The 16,013-nt window shown below is 44.3% G+C and carries 15 protein-coding genes; 8 read left to right on the top strand and 7 right to left on the bottom strand.

Translation table 11 applies throughout. The features are described 5' to 3' along the window. Positions 1–7: 7 nt before the first annotated feature. Positions 8–562, bottom strand: a complete 555-nt coding sequence (locus H7708_RS07120; RefSeq protein WP_223669804.1) for a hypothetical protein — start codon at positions 560–562, stop codon at positions 8–10. A 328-nt stretch (positions 563–890) separates the two neighbouring features. On the opposite strand from H7708_RS07120, the gene H7708_RS07115 reads away from it, so the two are divergent. Further along, positions 891–2,378 carry a helicase HerA-like C-terminal domain-containing protein gene (locus H7708_RS07115; protein WP_223669803.1) on the top strand — a complete coding sequence of 496 codons (1,488 nt, stop codon included), beginning with the start codon at positions 891–893 and terminating at the stop codon, positions 2,376–2,378. A 122-nt stretch (positions 2,379–2,500) separates the two neighbouring features. On the opposite strand, the gene H7708_RS07110 is transcribed toward H7708_RS07115, so the two are convergent. Next, the gene (locus tag H7708_RS07110; RefSeq protein ID WP_223669802.1) at positions 2,501–2,704 is read right to left on the bottom strand and encodes a dodecin family protein; all 204 of its coding nucleotides are present in this window, start codon (positions 2,702–2,704) and stop codon (positions 2,501–2,503) included. A 118-nt stretch (positions 2,705–2,822) separates the two neighbouring features. On the opposite strand from H7708_RS07110, the gene H7708_RS07105 reads away from it, so the two are divergent. Continuing rightward, positions 2,823–3,713 (top strand): PPK2 family polyphosphate kinase, encoded by an 891-nt coding sequence (locus H7708_RS07105; RefSeq protein ID WP_223669801.1) that lies wholly within the window; start codon positions 2,823–2,825, stop codon positions 3,711–3,713. A gap of 74 nt (positions 3,714–3,787) precedes the next feature. On the opposite strand, the gene gyrB is transcribed toward H7708_RS07105, so the two are convergent. Genes gyrB through dnaA form a run of 4 tightly spaced genes read right to left on the bottom strand, consistent with a single transcriptional unit; the run spans position 3,788 to position 9,968 of the window. After that, positions 3,788–6,214, bottom strand: a complete 2,427-nt coding sequence (gene gyrB / locus H7708_RS07100) for a DNA topoisomerase (ATP-hydrolyzing) subunit B (RefSeq protein WP_223669800.1) — start codon at positions 6,212–6,214, stop codon at positions 3,788–3,790. Between the two features lie 40 nt (positions 6,215–6,254). Continuing rightward, on the bottom strand, positions 6,255–7,361 hold the full coding sequence (recF, locus tag H7708_RS07095; protein WP_223669799.1) for a DNA replication/repair protein RecF: 1,107 nt from the start codon (positions 7,359–7,361) through the stop codon (positions 6,255–6,257). Positions 7,362–7,420: 59 nt separating this feature from the next. Then, the gene (gene dnaN / locus H7708_RS07090; RefSeq protein ID WP_223669798.1) at positions 7,421–8,524 is read right to left on the bottom strand and encodes a DNA polymerase III subunit beta; all 1,104 of its coding nucleotides are present in this window, start codon (positions 8,522–8,524) and stop codon (positions 7,421–7,423) included. Positions 8,525–8,561: 37 nt separating this feature from the next. Continuing rightward, a complete protein-coding gene (gene dnaA, locus H7708_RS07085) occupies positions 8,562–9,968 on the bottom strand; it encodes a chromosomal replication initiator protein DnaA (RefSeq protein WP_223669797.1) in 1,407 nt (468 codons plus the stop codon). A gap of 820 nt (positions 9,969–10,788) precedes the next feature. On the opposite strand from dnaA, the gene rpmH reads away from it, so the two are divergent. The 6 genes from rpmH (at position 10,789) to H7708_RS07055 (ending at position 14,982) form a co-directional block, all read left to right on the top strand. After that, positions 10,789–10,923 (top strand): 50S ribosomal protein L34, encoded by a 135-nt coding sequence (gene rpmH / locus H7708_RS07080; protein ID WP_046562175.1) that lies wholly within the window; start codon positions 10,789–10,791, stop codon positions 10,921–10,923. Between the two features lie 29 nt (positions 10,924–10,952). After that, the gene (gene rnpA / locus H7708_RS07075) at positions 10,953–11,339 is read left to right on the top strand and encodes a ribonuclease P protein component (RefSeq protein ID WP_223669796.1); all 387 of its coding nucleotides are present in this window, start codon (positions 10,953–10,955) and stop codon (positions 11,337–11,339) included. Further along, positions 11,324–11,572, top strand: coding sequence for a membrane protein insertion efficiency factor YidD (gene yidD / locus H7708_RS07070; protein ID WP_223669795.1), 249 nt, complete (start codon positions 11,324–11,326; stop codon positions 11,570–11,572). The genes rnpA and yidD overlap by 16 nt, the downstream gene beginning before the upstream one ends. 3 nt (positions 11,573–11,575) lie before the next feature. Further along, on the top strand, positions 11,576–13,204 hold the full coding sequence (gene yidC, locus H7708_RS07065) for a membrane protein insertase YidC (protein ID WP_223669794.1): 1,629 nt from the start codon (positions 11,576–11,578) through the stop codon (positions 13,202–13,204). A 20-nt stretch (positions 13,205–13,224) separates the two neighbouring features. Further along, on the top strand, positions 13,225–14,592 hold the full coding sequence (mnmE, locus tag H7708_RS07060; protein WP_328798971.1) for a tRNA uridine-5-carboxymethylaminomethyl(34) synthesis GTPase MnmE: 1,368 nt from the start codon (positions 13,225–13,227) through the stop codon (positions 14,590–14,592). Positions 14,593–14,682: 90 nt separating this feature from the next. Further along, on the top strand, positions 14,683–14,982 hold the full coding sequence (locus H7708_RS07055) for a DUF2846 domain-containing protein (RefSeq protein ID WP_223669793.1): 300 nt from the start codon (positions 14,683–14,685) through the stop codon (positions 14,980–14,982). Between the two features lie 33 nt (positions 14,983–15,015). On the opposite strand, the gene ypfJ is transcribed toward H7708_RS07055, so the two are convergent. Continuing rightward, entirely contained in the window at positions 15,016–15,870 is an 855-nt protein-coding gene (ypfJ, locus tag H7708_RS07050; RefSeq protein ID WP_223669792.1) for a KPN_02809 family neutral zinc metallopeptidase, read from the bottom strand. Positions 15,871–16,013: the final 143 nt, after the last annotated feature.

Raw genomic sequence — 16,013 nt, 5'->3', positions numbered from 1 at the left:
TCCTTGTTTATTCTGTTTCTTCATCGCTGCTTGGGCAGCCATGATCCTGTACGTTCCCATTTAAAGTACCGTGGTTTAAATAACCATCGAATGGACCATCGCTTAAACTGAATGCTGTTATCGCACCGTGAAAGTTGCCTTTACCTTCACCGGTATCAACGAAACAGGCATAACCAGTGCCACTGCCAGGTGCACCAGGATTACTCGATTCATAAGTAAATTGCGCTTCATACTGATCTAGACAGCTACATTCAAAAGCTAAATCAGGGTTCGAAAGGTCCATAGTACACAAACCAAAATCCGTCACCTCGGCCTTTAACTTCACACCGCCAATGTCTTCAAAATCAATCGCGGACTGATCCTGATAGTTCACTTTTCCCGTGGCATCCATACCATCACATTTTTTTACGTTAAACGTGAAGACAGCATTTTTATCGCCACCAGCAGAGTTCATATGACCACCGCCAGTAAACTTTCCTTCACCAGTGAGTTCACATCCTGAAACGACAAGTATGGCTATCGCAGACGCAACAACCGTTTTCATAGACTTGCTTTGAAACATGGTATCTCCTTGTTTTTGTATATTAATCCATCACTTTTTTAGTGACTTAAACATAGCAAAGGATTTAACTCTTCTTTACAAGAAGTTCCACAGATTTATTTTGTGATAAATTTAACATTTTAAAGAGGTCTTACCAGAGGTGTTTTTATTTTAATAATCAATTAGTTAACTCTCAGCTATAGCTTTTATTAGCATTTCCTTATGTTATCCCACATTTAAAATACACCTTTATACCTACTCTTTTATTAGCCTCACGAACCAAATACACACTTGCCTTTTCCTAGTCTTGGTATAACCTAATTCTAATAATCATAACCAGACAACCACCATGCTGTTAATTGGCGCTAACCCTCAACAGAAACAGATCCGGCTCAAGCCGCAAATGGCCAACCGCCATGGTTTAATTGCAGGCGCAACAGGTACCGGTAAAACCGTGACCATGCAGGTTCTGGCCGAAGGCTTCTCCAAAATGGGGGTGCCAGTCTTTACCGCAGACGTTAAAGGCGACTTATCTGGCATTGCCAGCGCCGCCGGTTCCCACCCTAAGATTGACGAGCGTATCGAAAAAATCGGCATCCCCGACTACCAGCCCCACGATAATCCGGTTATTTTTTGGGACGTTTTTGGCAAGCATGGCCACCCGGTACGCACCACGATTTCCGAAATGGGCCCAATCCTTCTTTCTAACCTTTTAGAGCTTAACGATACCCAGGAGGGCGTCCTCCATATTGCCTTTGATATTGCCGATGAACAAGGCCTTTTATTATTGGACATCAAGGACTTACGGTCGATGCTCAACTGGCTTAGCGATAACCGCAAAGAGATTATGCGCGAATACGGTAACGTTTCACCGCAAAGCGTTGCTGCAATTGTCCGTCGCTTACTAGTTCTCGAAAACTCAGGCGGTGATCAGTTTTTTGGTGAGCCTGCTTTGAATATTCAGGATATGATGCGAACCGACACCTCAGGGCGAGGCCTGATTAATATCCTGCACAGTAAAGAACTGATGCTGAACCCGCGGATTTACTCCACGTTTTTGCTATGGCTTTTATCAGAACTGTTCGAAGAGATGGAAGAAGTGGGTGATCCTGATAAACCTCGCCTGGTATTCTTTTTTGACGAAGCTCACCTGTTATTTGAAAACGCCCCTAAAGCACTACTCGACCGTATTGAGCAAGTGGTTCGTTTAATTCGTTCTAAAGGTGTTGGGGTCTTCTTTATTACCCAGCACCCAACCGATATCCCAGACGATGTCTTGGGGCAACTTGGTAACCGCATTCAACATGCGCTTCGAGCTTTCACCCCTAGAGATTTTAAAGCCGTTAAAACTGCCGCAGAAACTTTTCGACCGAATCCTGAACTAGATACCGAATCACTTATTACACAACTTGGCGTTGGTGAAGCATTGGTATCGGTACTGGATGAAAAAGGACGGCCCAGTATCGTCGAACAAACCTTAATTTGTCCGCCGGAATCACGCATCGGCCCCTTGGACGATAAAGAACGTGAAACGGTCTTTAAAGCCTCGCCCGTCCATGGTCTTTATGATGAAGCGGTTGATCGTGAGTCAGCTTACGAAATTTTACTGGCAAAAGAAGAACAACTTAAAGAGCGTCAGCAAAAAGAAATGGAAGAAGCCAAACGCCTGCGCGAAAAAGAAGAAAAAGCCAAAGCCGCGCGCAAGAAAAAAACGCGCCGTTCTAACCGCCAGGGAATTGGAGAAGCCTTCTTAAAAACTCTAGTCAGAACACTGGGCTCTAATTTAGGAAAAAAACTTCTGCGCGGAATACTCGGCTCTTTAACGGGTAGTAAGTAATTAACGCTGTTTTTACGAAGCACAACTATATAAAAAACATCTAAAATTTAAACAGCAAAAAGGGTGCGCTATGCACCCTCTTTATACATAGTTCTAAGTAAAAACTTATTATAAAGTTATCTTTAATCTTTTAGTAAGAATGTTACTTTTAGTACTACTCGGAAACCAACCACTTCACCGTTGTCGATGACAGCCTGTTGTTCTTTAATCCATGCTGCTTTAACTTGATCAAGGGTTTTGTTTGCTCGTTTTACCCCTTGCACTACAGCATCTTCAAAACTTTTTTCCGACTCAACAATAATTTCGGTAACCTTTGCTACTGACATATTTTTCTCCTTTGTTTTTTATCGTTAACCATTAACTCTTTTCATATTACGTATTTTTAAGGTATAAACAAGGAAGCAAAGCATAAGTTTTGTAAAATATTCATATTAAAGGAGTTTTATGTTTCCTGTAACCGACCATCCTTTTTTGTGTGATAATTCTTTTGATTTAAAGTCAGCCTCAACCTCGGTTAAGGATTTAAAAGATAAAGATCACTATAAGAAAATATATAAAACGAACCGTAAAAAACTTTATGAGGCACAACAAAAACTTTATGCGCATGATAAGTTTTCGGTACTTTTAATTTTTCAAGCTATGGATGCCGCAGGCAAAGACAGCACCATTCGTCACGTTTTTCGCGGAGTCAATCCTGCGGGTTTTCAAGTATCCAGCTTTAAACAGCCCTCTAAGAAAGAGCTAGACCATGACTTCTTATGGCGAACCAATAAACTATTACCTCAACGAGGTCGAATTGGCATTTTCAACCGAAGTTATTACGAGGAAGTCTTAGTTGTTAGAGTTCATCCGCAATATCTATCTTCCCAACAACTACCTTTCGATTATGATTTAGAGCAAGACCCTTTTGGCCACAATAGTTTAACAAACTTATGGCAACAAAGGTTTCGCTCTATCAATGATCACGAACATCACTTGGCCACTAACGGTACTATTATTCGGAAATTCTTTTTAAACGTTTCACGTGAAGAGCAACACCGCCGCTTTAAAAAGCGTATCGAATGTTCTGACAAAAATTGGAAGTTTTCACCAAGCGATCTTAAAGAAAGCGAACTCTGGGATAGTTATATGTCTGCTTATCAAGACTGTTTACGGTCCACATCAACGCCATGGGCGCCCTGGTACTCTATTCCAGCTGATGACAAACCAGCGATGCGAGCCGCAGTCTCTGATATCATTCTTGAAACCTTAAACAGTCTTGATATGCAATACCCATCTCTTGATGAAGAAGTTGCAAACAAGCTTGAACACTATAAGTCCCAGCTTATCGTTTAGATATTCTGTGCTTGTTATAAAAAAGGGCCTTAGCGACCCTTTTTTAATGCTTGAGACTTACTATAAGTTTGGTGCTAGATATCGAGATTGGACACCGATAACGCATTACTCTCAATAAAGTCTCTTCGCGGCTCTACGTGATCCCCCATCAGTGTCGTGAACAACTGATCCGCCGCTACCGCATCTTCAATGGTGACCTGCAGCATGCGCCGCGTTTCAGGATCCATAGTGGTCTCCCAGAGCTGCTCGGGATTCATCTCACCCAACCCCTTATAGCGTTGAATCGATTGGCCCTTACGAGCTTCGTTCATCAACCATTCTAATACTTCACTAAAGGTTTCAACCTCTTCAATCTTTTCGCCACGCTTTACAAATGCCCCTGGCTCAATCAAGCTCTCAAGCTGTTCTCCTAGAAGGCTTATCTTCTTATAGTCCTCAGAAACAAAGAACTCCTTTGAAAGTAAGTACTCACTTTCAATGCCATGATGATGCATTATCATGTGCGGCATATAGATATTTAACTCATTATCTTTACGGATATTAAATTCATAACGGTGAGCGCCACTGGTTCGATCGACGTTCAACTTTTCTTCTAATACATCCGTCCACTGCTTGACCACAGACTCATCTTTCATATCCTCTGCTGACAAGGTCTTATGATAGATTAACTTGTCCAGCATTTCGCGGGGTAGGCGTCTCGCTACACGGTTGATGGTTTTCTTTACTTCCCGATATTCCGTAACCAATGTTTCGAGTCGTTCACCACTGACTGGGGGCGCATCTTTGCTGGTAAATAGTTGGGTATTGTTTAAAGCCAAATTCGTTAAGTAGGCTTCTAGGGCATCATCATCCTTCAGATAGGTTTCCTGTTTACCTTTTTTCACTTTATATAAAGGCGGTTGTGCAATATAGACATAACCACGCTCAATAAGCTCCGGTACCTGACGGTAGAAGAATGTTAACAACAGCGTTCGAATGTGTGCACCATCAACGTCAGCATCGGTCATGATAATAATGCTATGATAACGGGTCTTATCTGGATCAAACTCTTCACGCCCAATACCACAACCCAGCGCAGTAATCAGCGTTCCGACTTCCTGTGATGACAGCATCTTGTCAAACCGAGCTTTCTCCACATTTAAAATCTTACCTTTTAACGGAAGTATCGCCTGGTTTTTTCGGTCACGGCCCTGTTTAGCCGATCCACCTGCCGAGTCACCCTCCACAATATAGAGTTCGGAAAGCGCCGGATCTTTTTCCTGACAGTCTGCCAGTTTGCCTGGTAAACCTGCAATATCCAGCGCCCCTTTACGACGCGTCATTTCACGTGCTTTTCTCGCGGCTTCTCGGGCTCTGGCAGCATCAATCATTTTATTGACGACGGCCTTCGCCTCATTGGGGTTTTCCAGCAAGAATTCCTTCAGGTATTCGCCCATGGCTTGCTCGACAGCACTTTTCACTTCGCTGGAAACCAGTTTATCCTTAGTCTGAGAACTAAACTTTGGATCCGGAACCTTGACCGAGACAACGGCAGTCAAACCTTCTCGAGCATCGTCCCCCGTAGTTCCGACTTTGCCTTTTTTATTATAGCCTTCAGAATCCATAAAACTGTTTAAACCACGTGTCAGGGCTGCCCTGAAGCCAGCAAGGTGAGTACCGCCATCACGCTGTGGGATATTATTGGTAAAACAGAAAATGCTTTCCTGGAAACCATCATTCCACTGCATGGCGACCTCGACAGTAATACCATCCTCTTCTCGCTCTGACGTAAAGTGAAAAACCTTTTCATGAATCGGAGTTTTATTATGATTCAAGTACTCAACAAAGGCCTGAATTCCACCTTCATATTTAAAATGATCGGATTTGCCACTGCGTTCATCCGCCAGGCGAATGCTGACACCGGAATTCAGAAATGATAATTCTCTCAGTCGCTTAGCCAGGATATCGTACTTAAACTCGATATCACTGAAGATTTCAGTGCTTGGTTTAAAGCGTAATTCCGTGCCCGTTGTTTCTGCGTCGCCAACCTCTTCAAGCGGCTTTTCTGGCACGCCTAAATGATATATCTGCTCATGCCGCTTACCGCCTCGACGAATGGTTAAAGTTAACTCATCGGATAAAGCGTTAACGACCGAAACACCTACACCGTGTAAACCGCCAGAAACTTTATAGGAGTTATCATCAAACTTACCGCCAGCATGCAGCACTGTTAAGATCACTTCTGCAGCTGAAACCCCTTCTTCTTCGTGAATTTCTGTCGGAATACCACGCCCATCATCGCGCACAGACACAGAATTATCATCGTGAATGGTAACCATAATATCTGAACAGTGACCGGCGAGAGCCTCATCAATCGAGTTATCTACGACCTCAAACACCATATGGTGCAAGCCGGTACCATCGTCAGTGTCGCCGATGTACATGCCTGGTCGTTTACGAACCGCGTCAAGCCCTTTCAGGACTTTAATGCTCGATGAATCGTAATTGTTATTTTCCGACATAAGGATTCCTTCTGGTTGTATCGTGTTGCATCAGGGCTACCTACAGCTCTGTCACTGTTTGTATAGCCCCATGTTCCACGTGGAACACTTTGACCTCATTATACCTTCTAATTAAGGCCTTGAGGGGTTCTAAATGTACGCAAGTGATGAAAATCTGCTGCTCCAGAGGCTGCTCCGCCAATACGTTGAGCAGAGCTTCCTGGTGACGGGTATCCAGCTCTGCACCAATATCATCTAATAAGAATACCGGTGTCTGCTGCCCGAACTGCTGCATTGCCTGTAATTGAGCAAGCTTAAAAACGGTTATTAACAGTTTTTGCTGACCGCGAGAAAGATAATCTCCGGCCTTCTTCTTCTCATCAATGTAAAACTTTAAATCAGCTTTATGAATGCTTGACTGGGTAAAACCCAGTTGCTGATCTTTAACAAACTGAACCTTATAAAGGGTTTCTAACCCCTGCTCGTCTTTATCCGACCAGCCGGGGTAGACATCAATATCGACGTCCAAACCTGTTAAAAAGCGCTGACTTAACTGTTTAAATAAAGGCCTTATTTTATCACAATACTGCCGCCGAAGTTGAGTAACTTGTGTGGATAAGTCAACTAACTGCTTATCCCAGACAGCAACATCACTATAAGGTGCTCTTTGCTTCAGCAACTGATTCCGATGCTGTAGGAGCTTATGACTCTTTTGCCACAAACCAAGGACAGAATGTTCCACGTGGAACACTCCCCAGTCCAACTGTTTGCGTCGACCGCTTGGGCCCTTCACCAATAAGTCGTACTGCTCCGGTGACAGAAGCTCGGTTGGGAATAACTTTGCTAAACGGGAAAGTTGTTTAACCGACTCAGTGTTGAGCTTGATAGTGACATCGCCACTACGGTTACGCGACACGCCAAGCTGATGATTTACGCCACAGGAGTTCAAACGTGAGAACAGGGTTAATTGTTGTTCGTTGTCAGCAATAACTTTGCTATGTTTGCTTGTTCGGAAAGAGCGGCCATTGCCCAATAAATACAACGCCTCAAGAATACTGCTTTTTCCGGCGGCATTGGGACCATAAATAATATTGAGCCGAGGTGAGAAATCCATGGAGGTTTGCTCCAGGTTTCTCACATTGGAAAGAGATAATTGATGAATGTGCACTATCAGTGACTAACGATTAAAACAAGTGAAAATGCGGTTCTGGTAAAGTGCGGAAGCATTTAAAGTCGCATCGGCATAACGACATACATACTTTCGCCGCCATCAACCTCTTCTATCAGAGTACTGCTATTGGCATCGATAAAAGTCAGCTTGACCTGATCCGTTTTAATGGTATTCATAACATCGATCATATAACTGACGTTGAATCCAATTTCGAGATCCGGCCCCTGGTACTCAACACTGAATTCGACTTCGGCTTCTTCTTGTTCGGGATTGTTAGCATGCAAGCGTACTTGTCCATTGGATAACATGAAGCGAACGCCACGAAACTTTTCATTACAGAGAATAGATGCTCGCGACAGAGACTCCTTTAATACTTCTCGATCCGCAATGACAACTTTATCACCGTTTCTCGGCAGCACCTTATCATATTCAGGGAAACGACCATCCACCAGTTTAGAGGTAAAGGAATAACCCGAATCGGTTATTTTTATATGGTTTGAGCCAAGGCTTAAAGTGATATCGTCTTCTGAGTGTTCTAACAGGCGACCAAGCTCTGCCACGCCCTTACGCGGGATAATGGCATTGACACGTTCATCCAACTCGAGTTTAACGGCTTCCCTTGACAGCGCCAGGCGATGTCCGTCTGTAGCCACCGAGGTCAAACTATCTTCATCAAACTCAAATAACATTCCGTTAAGATAATAACGAACGTCTTGCTGCGCCATAGCGAATTGTGTTTTTTCAATCAATTCTTTTAAGGTATGCTGTGACACATTCAACGACGCCAGACTAGCAGTTTCTTCAAGGCTGGGGAATTCATTGGCTGGCATGGTCGACAGATTGAAGCGGCTGCCTGGAGTGGTAATTCGCAAACGATTTTCACCCATCTCAATTTTGACGCTTTCTCCATCCCCCAGACTTTTAATGATATCCAGTAATTTTCGCGCAGGAACTGTAATTTCTCCTGGTTCGAACTCCCCTTCAAGCTCCACATGCGCTTTGAGCTCAATCTCCAAATCAGTAGCAGTTAGTGAGAGCTTACTATCGTCAACCACCATTAAAACATTGGATAAAACTGGTAACGTTTGACGCTTTTCGACCGCGCCACTAACCGATTGTAATGGTGTTAATAACTGTTCCCGTGTAATGGTAAAACGCATAAGAATACCCTTTATAGAAAGCCCTTATTGAAAATTATTATGTTGATAGTGTTCTTAATAGATTAGAGTAATCCTCTTCAATATCAACACTTTCACTTTTTAATTCGTCAACTTTTCGGCAGGCATGTAATACCGTAGTGTGATCACGACCGCCAAATGCATCCCCGATTTCTGGCAAGCTATGATTGGTTAATTTTTTAGCTAACGTCATAGCCATCTGACGCGGCCGAGTAATAGAGCGGCTACGCCTCTTAGATAATAGATCAGAAACTTTAATCTTGTAATAGCTGGCGACAGTTTTTTGAATATTATCAATGGATATCAGTTTATCTTGCGCAGCAATCAAATCTTTTAAAGCATCTTTTACAAAGTCCAGGGTAATGGCACGGCCGGTAAACTGAGCGTTGGCAATAACTCGCTTTAGCGCGCCTTCCAGTTCACGTACATTAGAGCGGATGCGTTTTGCAATAAAGAAAGCAACTTCATGCGGCAGCTCGATTTTAGACTGATTGGCTTTACTCATTAGAATAGCCACTCGCGTTTCCAGATCCGGCGGTTCGATAGCGACCGTTAGTCCCCAACCAAAGCGTGATTTTAACCTTTCCTCCAGCCCCTCAATTTCTTTGGGATAACGATCACAGGTAATAATAACCTGTTTATTCTTTTCAATTAAGTTATTGAAAGTATGGAAAAACTCTTCCTGAGTCCGCCCTTTGTTGGCAAAAAACTGAATATCATCAATTAGAAGCGCATCCACCGAACGGTAATAATTTTTAAAGGCATCCATACTGTTACTCTGTAGCGCTTTAACCATATTAGCCATAAAACGCTCAGAATGGAGGTAAACAATTTTGGAATCCGGCTTGTCATTAAGAATCAAGTTACCCACCGAGTGCATCAGGTGAGTTTTACCGAGACCAACACCGCCATAGATCAGTAACGGATTATACGAGATGCCGGGATTTTCAGCGACCTGTTCGGCGGCGGCCCGCGCTAGCTGGTTAGACTTACCTTCAACAAAGTTACCGAAAGTAAACTTATTATTGAGATTATTCTGAGGAAAACTCGACTTCGCTACCTGATTGAAGTTGGTGTTAGCTCCAGAAGCATTAGCCATGGACTGACCGGAAGCGGAATGACCATTCGTACCATTACTTTTTGATGGCGTAGCCGCAGGTTGCCTACTGACTGTTTCTATTTGCGCATTACCAACATGCAATGATATTTGCAGTTGAGCCTGCTCAGATTTGCTGCTCACAACTTCAGTAATTCGATCGAGGTATTGCTGTCGTATCCAGTCAACGAAGAAAGGATTTGGCGCAAATAGAGCCATTTCCTTATCTGTCTCTCGAACCTGCAATGGTTTTATCCAAGTATTGAATTCGGTAACCGATAACTCAGATTGTAATCGTTGTAGGCAGTTACGCCAGATGCTATTGGACATAGTAATAGCTTCCAAGTCCTTGATTATTATATTGTTTTAAAAAACGACATACCATAGAAAATTGGCTAATGTTAAGGATACCCTTCTGTTTTTCCACAGCGTCAGGCTAGTGTAGATCCATATGAACTAAATATCCACAGTTTTAGGAAAAATATTAAAATATAGGTCAACCGTATCAAAACCAGGATCGGGGACTAATTACACAAAAGCAAAACAAACACCGCCCAAAAGAACAATCTGTTATTAAATAAGGTATAAAAAAAGCAAAAAACTGTGCAAAAGAGCCTAAAATGTAAAAAAACAACACTTATTAAATATTTAAACACTAGCTTAAAGACAATTAATTAACGGGTTTATCATTTTGATAAGCTTTTGAAATTATATAATAAAAAAGAGTTATCAACAGAAAACAGCTTGACTAATAATAATAATAAGATCTTTAAATATTTATTTATATTTATTACACGACAACTTGTTCAGATTGGATTAAAAATAAAAAGATAATAGCTTTATTTTGAGGCTTTCTGCTCGAAAGCCCAGTTTTTCTTATTTTTATAGGTTTTTCCTATTAGATCTTTTCAATTATTGTGTTAAAGTTATCCACACCTCCTGGAAAGAGGTTATCTAAAAAACACTAGATGTGGTATTCCTGTGCCCTGACGAGCACTAAATAAGTAAAATGCGGAATTATTGCAGCAAACCCTTGAAAAAACAGGGCTCAGAGCATTGCATTCGTCTTATAATTCCTATAAAATTCCGCGTCCTTGAGTCACGTAGCGTTTCGCTATGTGTAGAAGTAACTGTTGATTGGGTTAAGCAGATGAAAAGAACATTTCAACCAAGCGTCATTAAGCGTAAGCGTGTTCACGGTTTCCGTGCGCGTATGGCAACTAAAAACGGTCGTAAGATTTTAGCTAATCGTCGCGCTAAAGGTCGTAAGCGTCTAAGCGCTTAATAGTACCGTACCGATTTGAATTCCTTGATGTGAGCAATACATCGACTGAACGTGAAAGCGATTCACTAAGCTTTCCGCGTGATAGTCGTTTGCTCACAGCTGAGGATTATAAAAATGTCTTTAGTAAGCCGCTCAAGTTGGTTTGCCCTCCTTTCACTCTCCTCGTTACGCCAAATTCATTAAATCATCCTCGTATTGGGCTAATCGTTGCTAAAAAGCATGTGAAATACGCCGTTGAACGAAACCGACTGAAACGGATTTGTCGACAGTCTTTCCGGTTGATGCAACATAACCTGCCACACTACGACATGGTTTTATTAGCGCGTCGCGGTAGTAGTGATATGTCGAATGCGGTATTATTCGAGCACCTCAATCGACTTTGGTCGCGAGCGAAGAAAAAATGCAGTGGTTGCTGATTAAATTAGTCCGGCTTTATCAAATCGTACTGAGTCCCGTGATGGGGAATCAGTGCCGTTTTGCACCGACTTGTTCTCAGTATTCCATCGAAGCATTGCAACAGCATGGTGCCATCAGAGGATCATGGTTGACAGTTAAACGTATTGCACGTTGTCATCCAGGCTGCGAAGGTGGGCACGATCCGGTACCACCAAAGAATACGATTCAACAGACAGAAACTGTAAAAGAGTAAATTATGGAATCAATGCGCGGATTTTTTATTCTGGGCCTAGCGGTATGTACATTTCTATTATACCAGGCTTGGCAAAAAGATTATGGCCCAAAGCCTGCTCAGCAGGCTGCAGTAGCAGAGCAGAAAGATGTTGCGGTAGCTACTGATGATGGAAAAATTTCAAACGATAACCTGATTAACGTCGAAACTGATCTGGTCAAGTTTAAGATCAAGCCAAACGGCGGCGATATCATCTATGCTGAGCTGAAAAACTATAACGTTGAGTTAGACAATACTGATAGCAAGGTGGTTTTATTCGATTACCGTGATCGTTTGTACCAGGCCAAAAGTGCGCTATTAGGTCAAGGTGCTCCAGATAACCAGTTACCTCGTGCCGATTACCAGACAGAGCAGGCTTCATACCACTTAGCCGAAGATCAGGATGAACTAGTGGTGCCACTCACCTGGCAGAATGCAGAAGGTGTAACTTTTACTAAAACTTATACATTCAAGCGCGGACAATACCTGGTAGCAATGGATTACACCATTGACAACCAGTCGTCGAACGATCGCACCTATAATTTTGTTGCCGAGTTAACGCGTGATCAAAAACCAACTGGTCTCGAAGAAAAATCGTCTTTCGGCATGAAGCCGTTTATGGGCGTCGCTTACTCCCCAGAAGAGCAACAGTACGAAAAGATTGACTTTGAAGATCTGGCCGAAGAGCCGATCGACACTTCGCGCCAAGGTGGCTGGATCGGTTTCTTGCAACACTACTTTGTTTCTGCCTGGATCCCGCAGCAGGATCAACAGGTAAGCATCACCAGCTCAGTCAAGCAAAATAAAGATACTACTATCCGTTTTGTACAGCCGACTGTTTCAGTACCTGCCAACCAAAGCAAGACGGTATCAGCCAGCCTTTATGTGGGCGCTAAAGATCTGGAGCAGTTGGAAGCAGCCGCCCCAGGCCTTGATAAGTCATTGGACTTAAGCTGGGTGTGGTGGATTGGTTTACCGCTGTACAAAATGATGCAGTTCTTCTACAGCTTCCTCGGCAACTGGGGCTTGGCGATTATTCTCGTCACCATCGTGATCAAAACTTTGCTATACCCACTATCGGCGGCACAGTATCGCTCGATGGCCAACATGCGTAAATTACAACCCAAAATGCAACGCCTGAAAGAGCGTTATGGCGACGATAAGCAGCGCATGCAGCAGGAAATGATGAAGATGTACAAGGAAGAAGGGGCTAATCCGTTCGGTGGTTGTTTACCGATGTTACTGCAGTTCCCGATCTTTATCGCTTTGTATTATGTATTGTTTGAAGCGGTTGAGTTGCGTCACGCACCATTTTTCGGCTGGATTCAGGATTTATCGGTAGCCGATCCCTACTTTGTGCTTCCATTATTAATGGGTGGCAGCATGTGGTTGATGCAGCGTCTACAGCCAAAGTCACCGACCATGGATCAGATGCAGCAGAAAATCATGAGTTACCTGCCGGTACTATTCACCGTGTTCATGCTGTTCTTCCCTGCCGGTCTGGTCCTGTACTGGTTGTGTAACAACTTGATTTCCGTGGCACAGCAGCAGTACATTACCAAGAAGATCGAGCGCCAGGACGCCAGCGGTAAAAAAGCGGTTAAGAACAAATAGCAGCGGTAAAAGGAATCATTGTGTCAGCCAATAATACGCAAGACACTATCGCAGCGATTGCAACGCCTCCCGGTCGTGGGGGCGTTGGCATTATCAGGGTTTCCGGAAAGCTGGCAGAAACCGTTGCCGAAAAAATCCTTAAAAAAATCCCCAAGGTTCGCGAAGCGAGCTATCTCCCCTTTTATGATAGAAACGGTACCGTTTTAGACGAAGGCATAGCCCTTTTGTTTAAAGCGCCCAACTCCTTTACCGGCGAAGATGTTTTAGAATTGCAGGGCCATGGCGGGCCGGTTATCCTCGATCTGTTGCTCAAGGAAATTTTAAACCTTGGCGTGCGTCTGGCTAAGCCCGGCGAATTTTCCGAGCGCGCCTTCCTTAACGACAAGCTCGACTTGGCTCAGGCCGAGGCCATTGCCGACTTAATCGAGTCGACTTCCGAACATGCCGCGCGCTCCGCGGTTCGATCGTTACAGGGTGAGTTTTCCGGTAAAGTTCATGAACTGGTCGAAGCGCTGATCCACCTGCGAATTTATGTCGAAGCGGCCATCGATTTCCCTGAAGAAGAAATCGATTTTTTATCCGACGGCAAAGTGCTTGGCGATTTAGAGACCATCATTAACAATATCCAGGAACTACAAGGTCAGGCGCAGCAAGGTTCGATCCTGCGCGAAGGCATGACCGTAGTGATTGCCGGTAAACCGAACGCTGGAAAATCCAGTCTGCTCAATGCCCTGGCGGGCAAAGATTCCGCTATCGTCACCGATATTCCGGGCACCACGCGTGACGTGCTGCGAGAGCATATTCACATCGACGGCCTGCCGGTGCATATTATTGATACGGCCGGTTTGCGTGAATCAGAAGATCAGGTCGAAAAAATTGGTATTGAACGCGCCTGGAACGAAATCGAACAGGCCGATCAAATTATTCTGGTCGCCGACTCCAACGAAACCACCGAGTTTACGCCCCACGCCATCGATCCGGCCTTTGAACGCTTTGAGCAGTTTAAAGAAAAACTACTGATCGTCGCCAATAAAATTGATTTATCAAAGCTGAACAATAAATCCTTGGATTCCAATTACAAAACCATTGCCATCAGCGCCAAAGATGGTTCCGGCATTAGTGAATTAAAAAGTGAACTCAAGCAGATCGTCGGTTACCAGCAAAATACCGAAGGCGCCTTCCTCGCCCGCCGCCGTCACCTCGATGCCATCGAGCGCGCCCTCTCCTTCTGCTACCTCGGAAAAGAACAGCTGGTCGATTTTAATGCCGGCGAACTCCTCGCCGACGAACTGCGCCAGGCACAAAACGCCCTGGCGGAAATTACCGGCGAATTTACCGCCGATGACTTGTTAGGGCGAATTTTCTCTAGTTTTTGTATCGGGAAATAATTAATAGTCGAATTGCATAGCCCGTCTGAGCATTGTTAGTATTACAATGCTTGAACGATGGACACGGAAATCACAAAGAAAGAGGGAATCATGTCAAAACTTTTTATCAAAAGAAAACCTGCCTACTTTGGTGCTGCCAGAAAAATCAAACTGTGGATTAATGATGAGTGTGTCGGTAAATTAGCGATTGGCAAAGAGCAATCGTTTGAACTGCCGCCGGGCGAGCATCAGGTAAAAGTATCGATGGACTGGTGTAAAAGCAAAGCCTGTCAAATCACAATCATTGAGCAGCAATCGGTGAAACTAGAAATCGAAACGCAGTTTTTTCTGCTCGCTATGTTGTCGACTTTTTTCAGACCATCGGCATTATTCACACTGCAGCCTGCTTAATGCTTGAGGGACCTGTTTAACTTCTCTTTGCAGCTAGATTGTTCCCTGAAACGTATTGCAGGCGTTAGCGTTACCGCTATTGGCGCCTTGATTAAACCAGTACATACGTTCCTGGGCGGAGCCGTGGGTAAAGGCTTCGCGACGTGGTGGCATACCGGCGCGTTTCATTATGGTGTCGTCGCCGACGGCTTCCGCCGCAGAAAGTGCTTCTTCTAAATCTCCGGTTTCAAGAAATTGCGTTCTTTGCTGGGTTCTATTAGTCCAGACACCGGCCAGACAATCAGCCTGTAGTTCCATTTTGACTTGCAGCGCGTTTTGGCCGGCTTTGTTGGTCTGGCGCTGGGCGCTGCGAACCTTGTCGGAAATGCCGTAAATGGTCTGAATATGGTGCCCTACTTCGTGCGCCAGAACGTAAGCCACGGCAAAGTCACCGCTGGCGCCCATGCGCTTGAGTTCGCCGAGAAAACTTAAGTCCAGATAAATTTTTTGATCCGCCGGGCAGTAAAACGGCCCGGATGCGGCCTGGCCGGTGCCGCAGGCGGTCGGTGTCATATCGCGGTAAACCACCAAGGTCGGTTGTGGATAGCGCTGGTTGGACTGCTTGAAAAAATTGGCCCAGGTGTCTTCGGTGTCGGCCAGAACCACACTGACAAAATCGTACACTTCCTGTTCTTCGGCCGACGGCTCATAGTTGGTCTGTTCGGTTATGGTGCTCGATGATTGACCGCCAACCATGCCGGTTACCACCTGCATCGGATCCTGTTTAAACACAAAAATGGCGATTAGCGCCATGATAATGCCGCCGATACTGAATTTAGCGCCGGATTTCATGCGCTGGGCGCGGCGATCATCGACATTACTGCTTCGTCTGCGGTTTTTCCATTTCATTGGGGAGCCTCTACACTGGATATCGTATCTTAGAGTACCTTATCGCTTAAATTTAAGGCAACTTGCAGAGCGATGTATTAAACAAAATTACAAAAAAAGCTTGTAGCCCAAGGGCTACAAGCCGGGAACCTGACGGACAGAGG

This window comes from Kangiella shandongensis (assembly GCF_020005365.1).
Lineage (GTDB): Bacteria > Pseudomonadota > Gammaproteobacteria > Enterobacterales > Kangiellaceae > Kangiella > Kangiella shandongensis.
This window is presented reverse-complemented; position numbering and strand designations above follow the sequence as displayed.

What these genes read in the sequence shown, in the direction of transcription:
- H7708_RS07120 (WP_223669804.1), bottom strand. Translation starts at nt 562, where the DNA reads ATGTTTCAAAGCAAGTCTATGAAAACGGTTGTTGCGTCTGCGATAGCC.
- H7708_RS07115 (WP_223669803.1), top strand. Translation starts at nt 891, where the DNA reads ATGCTGTTAATTGGCGCTAACCCTCAACAGAAACAGATCCGGCTCAAG.
- H7708_RS07110 (WP_223669802.1), bottom strand. Translation starts at nt 2,704, where the DNA reads ATGTCAGTAGCAAAGGTTACCGAAATTATTGTTGAGTCGGAAAAAAGT.
- H7708_RS07105 (WP_223669801.1), top strand. Translation starts at nt 2,823, where the DNA reads ATGTTTCCTGTAACCGACCATCCTTTTTTGTGTGATAATTCTTTTGAT.
- gyrB (WP_223669800.1), bottom strand. Translation starts at nt 6,214, where the DNA reads ATGTCGGAAAATAACAATTACGATTCATCGAGCATTAAAGTCCTGAAA.
- dnaN (WP_223669798.1), bottom strand. Translation starts at nt 8,524, where the DNA reads ATGCGTTTTACCATTACACGGGAACAGTTATTAACACCATTACAATCG.
- dnaA (WP_223669797.1), bottom strand. Translation starts at nt 9,968, where the DNA reads ATGTCCAATAGCATCTGGCGTAACTGCCTACAACGATTACAATCTGAG.
- rpmH (WP_046562175.1), top strand. Translation starts at nt 10,789, where the DNA reads ATGAAAAGAACATTTCAACCAAGCGTCATTAAGCGTAAGCGTGTTCAC.
- yidD (WP_223669795.1), top strand. Translation starts at nt 11,324, where the DNA reads ATGCAGTGGTTGCTGATTAAATTAGTCCGGCTTTATCAAATCGTACTG.
- yidC (WP_223669794.1), top strand. Translation starts at nt 11,576, where the DNA reads ATGGAATCAATGCGCGGATTTTTTATTCTGGGCCTAGCGGTATGTACA.
- H7708_RS07055 (WP_223669793.1), top strand. Translation starts at nt 14,683, where the DNA reads ATGTCAAAACTTTTTATCAAAAGAAAACCTGCCTACTTTGGTGCTGCC.
- ypfJ (WP_223669792.1), bottom strand. Translation starts at nt 15,870, where the DNA reads ATGAAATGGAAAAACCGCAGACGAAGCAGTAATGTCGATGATCGCCGC.